This is a genomic window from Pedobacter segetis, from assembly GCF_016623585.1.
GTDB classification, from domain to species: Bacteria; Bacteroidota; Bacteroidia; order Sphingobacteriales; family Sphingobacteriaceae; genus Pseudopedobacter; species Pseudopedobacter segetis.
Map to the genome: position 1 here is coordinate 1 of NZ_JAEHFY010000041.1, position 5,288 is coordinate 5,288.

Below are 5,288 nucleotides of genomic sequence, written 5' to 3' on the forward strand. Positions count from 1 at the left end.
AAAAAAAAGCCCCCCTCCGATGTGGAGGGGGGCGTAGGGTCTGGCACCGACCTACTCTCCCACGTGTTACCGCAGTACCATCGGCTCGGGCGGGCTTAACTTCTCTGTTCGGGATGGGAAGAGGTGGACACCGCCGATATAGGCACCTGAATATCTTTGTTTGAGTTTTGACACCCAAGGCTTAAAGCCTAGTGCTTTTACCTTATATCTCTTATTATTTCAGCTTATTCCTTTGGCTTTTGGCCTTAAGCTTTTTGCTTTAACAATGACATATCATTGGAAGAAGTCACGTCCGAGGGGGCAACGTCCCAGTTTCCCGGAAAGTATCGGACAATTAGTACCGCTCGGCTTTGGTGTCGCCACCTTTACACCTGCGGCCTATCGACGTAGTAGTCTCCTACGGCCCTATATGGAGATCTCATCTCGTGGCCAGTTTCGCACTTAGATGCTTTCAGCGCTTATCTGTCCCCGACATAGCTACCCTGCAGTGCCCCTGGCGGGACAACAGGTTCACCAGCGGTCGGTCCAACCCGGTCCTCTCGTACTAAGGTCAGCCCCACTCAAATCTCCCACGCCCACAACAGATAGGGACCGAACTGTCTCGCGACGTTCTGAACCCAGCTCGCGTGCCACTTTAATCGGCGAACAGCCGAACCCTTGGGACCTTCTCCAGCCCCAGGATGTGACGAGCCGACATCGAGGTGCCAAACCTCCCCGTCGATATGAGCTCTTGGGGGAGATCAGCCTGTTATCCCCAGAGTACCTTTTATCCTTTGAGCGATGGCCCTTCCATGCAGAACCACCGGATCACTATATCCGTCTTTCGACCCTGCTCGGCTCGTGGGCCCCACAGTCAAGCATGCTTATGCTATTGCACTCCCCGTACGGTTACCAAGCGTACTGAGCATACCTTTGAAAGCCTCCGTTACACTTTTGGAGGCGACCACCCCAGTCAAACTACCCATCAAACAATGTCTCCGCCCTGGGCGGATTAGACACCGGATACAGAAAGGGTGGTATTTCAACGTCGGCTCCACGGCGCCTGGCGACGCCGCTTCGATGCCTCCCACCTATCCTACACATCCTGTACCCAATGTCAATGTTAAACTGTAGTGAAGGTTCATGGGGTCTTTCCGTCCCGTTGCGGGTACCCGGCGTCTTCACCGGGACCACAATTTCACCGAGCTCATGGCCGAGACAGCGCCCAGATCGTTACACCATTCGTGCAGGTCGGAACTTACCCGACAAGGAATTTCGCTACCTTAGGACCGTTATAGTTACGGCCGCCGTTTACCGGGGCTTCGATTCAACGCTTCTCCGCCTTGCGGCGGATGACGTCCCCTCTTAACCTTCCGGCACCGGGCAGGTGTCAGGCCTTATACATCATCTCTCGATTTCGCAAAGCCATGTGTTTTTGTTAAACAGTCGCCTGGGCCTTTTCACTGCGGCCCCGCGTCTTACCGCGGGGCGCCCCTTCTCCCGAAGTTACAGGGCCATTTTGCCGAGTTCCTTAGCCATGATTCACTCGAGCACCTTAGGATCCTCTCCTCGACTACCTGTGTCGGTTTACGGTACGGGTCCCTATGGCCTGAAGCTTAGGGGGTTTTCTTGGAAGTCTGATTACCTGCGCTATCCGCGCCCCCGGAGGTTTGCGGTACTATCGGCTTTCAGCTAGCCCGGCGGATTTGCCTACCGGGCCAATACCTACGGCCTTCAACGGACTATTCCGTCAGTCCGCGGCAGTGTCACTACTCCGTCGCCCCATCGCAGCCATAGAGAGTACTGGAATGTTGACCAGTTGTCCATCGGCTTCCCCTTTCGGGTGAACCTTAGGCCCCGACTGACCCTGATCCGATTAGCGTTGATCAGGAAACCTTAGTCTTTCGGTGGGCGGGTTTCTCTCCCGCCTTATCGTTACTTATGCCTACATTTGCTTTTCCAGCCGCTCCACCGCCGCTGACGCGTATGGCTTCGCCGCAACTGGAATGCTCCCCTACCACTCATCCGCCAGAGGCGGACAAATCCAAGGCTTCGGTATACCATTTTATGCCCGTTTATTATCCATGCCCGACCGCTCGACTAGTGAGCTGTTACGCACTCTTTAAATGAATGGCTGCTTCCAAGCCAACATCCTAGCTGTCTGTGCAATCGGACCTCGTTAGTTCAACTTAATGGTAATTTTGGGACCTTAGCCGTTGGTCTGGGTTCTTTCCCTCTCGGCCCGTGACCTTAGCACCCCGGGCCTCACTGCGGCGTATATTTGACCAGCATTCGGAGTTTGTCTGGATTTGGTAGGATTTGACTCCCCCGCACCCAATCAGTAGCTCTACCTCTGTCAAACTCAACCGCCACGCTGTTCCTAAAAACATTTCGGGGAGTACGAGCTATTTCCCAGTTTGATTAGCCTTTCACCCCTACCCACAGATCATCCGGAAACTTTTCAACGTTTATCGGTTCGGTCCTCCAGTACCTGTTACGGCACCTTCAACCTGTCCATGGGTAGATCACAAGGTTTCGCGTCTACCCCCCCTGACTGTGCGCCCTGTTCAGACTCGCTTTCGCTTCGGCTCCGTGTCTCAAACACTTAACCTTGCCAGGGAGGAGTAACTCGTAGGCTCATTATGCAAAAGGCACGCCGTCACAGAACAAGTCTGCTCCGACCGCTTGTAAGCACACGGTTTCAGGTTCTATTTCACTCCCCTGTTCGGGGTTCTTTTCACCTTTCCCTCACGGTACTGGTCCACTATCGGTCTCTCAGGAGTATTTAGCCTTGCCAGATGGTGCTGGCGGATTCCCACAGGGCGTCTCCGACCCCGCGGTACTCAGGATACCACTATCCCAACATCGTTTACGTCTACGCAGCTATCATGCGCTATGGCCGGGCTTCCCATCCCGTTCGACTTGGCTAAGTTGTTCATGTCGTGGTCCTACAACCCCCACATTGCCTTGACAATATGGGTTTGGGCTTCTTCCCTTTCGCTCGCCACTACTCAGGAAATCACTATTGTTTTCTCTTCCTCTGCTTACTTAGATGTTTCAGTTCGGCAGGTTTGCGCTATCGCGGCCGGCCTTCAGCCGGCCAGGTTTCCCCATTCGGAGATCCGCGGATCGATTCGTATGTGCCGATCCCCGCGGCTTATCGCAGCTTATCGCGTCCTTCGTCGCCTCTGAGAGCCTAGGCATCCCCCGTGTGCTCTTGTTTACTTTCTCTTTTGTAGATTGCTCTACCTGTTGTGTCGTTATCCTCTCTTGAATAACTTCTTCCAATATGTCAAAGAACTTTCCCGTGGTAACAGTACCGAACGCCCCTACCGTAATCTACATAAATGTAGTTAGGTGGCGAAGGCATGCCCACGATGGTGGAGAATAACGGAGTCGAACCGTTGACCCCCTGCGTGCAAGGCAGGTGCTCTAGCCAGCTGAGCTAATCCCCCTCTTAAGATGACCCCGTAGTCCCGAGCAGATTTGAACTGCTGACCCCTACATTATCAGTGTAGTGCTCTAACCAACTGAGCTACGGGACTGTTTCCCTAAGCCCCAGTGGCCGAACCACCGACGCATCTCTCCAGGTCTCTTTTTAAAGATATATCCAAGCAGCGGCCGCAGGGAACGGCCCGGACCCCAGAAAGGAGGTATTCCAGCCGCACCTTCCGGTACGGCTACCTTGTTACGACTTAGCCCCAGTTATCGGTTTCACCCTAGGACGCTCCTCGCGGTTACGTACTTCAGGCGCCCCCAACTTCCATGGCTTGACGGGCGGTGTGTACAAGGCCCGGGAACGTATTCACCGCGTCATTGCTGATACGCGATTACTAGCGAATCCAACTTCACGGGGTCGAGTTGCAGACCCCGATCCGAACTGTGAACGGCTTTTTGGGATTGGCTCCCCATCGCTGGGTGGCTGCCCTCTGTACCGTCCATTGTAGCACGTGTGTAGCCCCGGACGTAAGGGCCATGATGACTTGACGTCGTCCCCGCCTTCCTCTCTGTTTGCACAGGCAGTCTGTCCAGAGTCCCCACCATGATGTGCTGGCAACTGGACATAGGGGTTGCGCTCGTTGCGGGACTTAACCCAACACCTCACGGCACGAGCTGACGACAGCCATGCAGCACCTAGTTTCCTGTCCCGAGGGACGCCGCCGTCTCCGGCGGCTTCAGTAACTTTCAAGCCCGGGTAAGGTTCCTCGCGTATCATCGAATTAAACCACATGCTCCTCCGCTTGTGCGGGCCCCCGTCAATTCCTTTGAGTTTCACCCTTGCGGGCGTACTCCCCAGGTGGATGACTTAACGCTTTCGCTTGGACGCTGGCCGTATATCGCCAACATCGAGTCATCATCGTTTAGGGCGTGGACTACCAGGGTATCTAATCCTGTTTGATCCCCACGCTTTCGAGCCTCAGCGTCAATCGTAGCTTGGTGAGCTGCCTTCGCAATCGGCGTTCTGTGACATATCTATGCATTTCACCGCTACTTGTCACATTCCGCCCACCTCAACTACATTCAAGCCCGCCAGTATCAAGGGCACTGCGATGGTTGAGCCACCGTCTTTCACCCCTGACTTAACGGGCCGCCTACGCTCCCTTTAAACCCAATAAATCCGGATAACGCTCGGATCCTCCGTATTACCGCGGCTGCTGGCACGGAGTTAGCCGATCCTTATTCCCATGGTACCTTCAGCCCGCCTCACGAGGCGGGGTTTATTCCCATGTAAAAGCAGTTTACGACCCGTAGGGCTGTCTTCCTGCACGCGGCATGGCTGGTTCAGGCTTCCGCCCATTGACCAATATTCCTTACTGCTGCCTCCCGTAGGAGTCTGGTCCGTGTCTCAGTACCAGTGTGGGGGGCCATCCTCTCAGATCCCCTAGCCATCGTCGCCTCGGTGGGCCGTTACCCCGCCGACTAGCTAATGGCACGCATGCCCATCACCATCCCATAAATGTTTGGACACGGCGCCATGCGGCACCGTGTCTTCATGCGGTGTTAATCCCCGTTTCCGGGGGCTATACCCCTGATGGTGGCAGGTTGCATACGCGTTACGCACCCGTACGCCACTCTCATGGGGAGCGAGCTCCCCAATCCCGTTCGACTTGCATGTATTAGGCCTGCCGCTAGCGTTCATCCTGAGCCAGGATCAAACTCTCCATTGTATAATGTTGGTCCGATACCGGCGCGATGCCTGTATTCTTGTTTTGTCTCTTCTGTCCGGGCCGGATCCCTCCGGCCCGCTGCTTGGTATCTCTCTAAAGAACTTATCGCCCCGTAACCTCTCGGCCAGGGCTTTTTATATG

2 tRNA genes and 3 rRNA genes are annotated in these 5,288 nt (G+C 54.9%); all 5 read right to left on the reverse strand.

The features are described from left to right. Positions 1–38: 38 nt before the first annotated feature. Positions 39–150, reverse strand: a 5S ribosomal RNA gene (gene rrf / locus I5M32_RS16340). A gap of 165 nt (positions 151–315) precedes the next feature. Beyond that, positions 316–3,210 (reverse strand): 23S ribosomal RNA (locus I5M32_RS16345). A 147-nt stretch (positions 3,211–3,357) separates the two neighbouring features. Beyond that, positions 3,358–3,434, reverse strand: a tRNA-Ala gene (locus I5M32_RS16350). 16 nt (positions 3,435–3,450) lie between these two features. Continuing rightward, positions 3,451–3,524, reverse strand: a tRNA-Ile gene (locus tag I5M32_RS16355). Positions 3,525–3,625: 101 nt separating this feature from the next. Then, a 16S ribosomal RNA gene (locus I5M32_RS16360) occupies positions 3,626–5,147 on the reverse strand. Together the 16S, 23S and 5S rRNA genes with 2 tRNA genes alongside form the textbook arrangement of a ribosomal RNA operon. Positions 5,148–5,288: the final 141 nt, after the last annotated feature.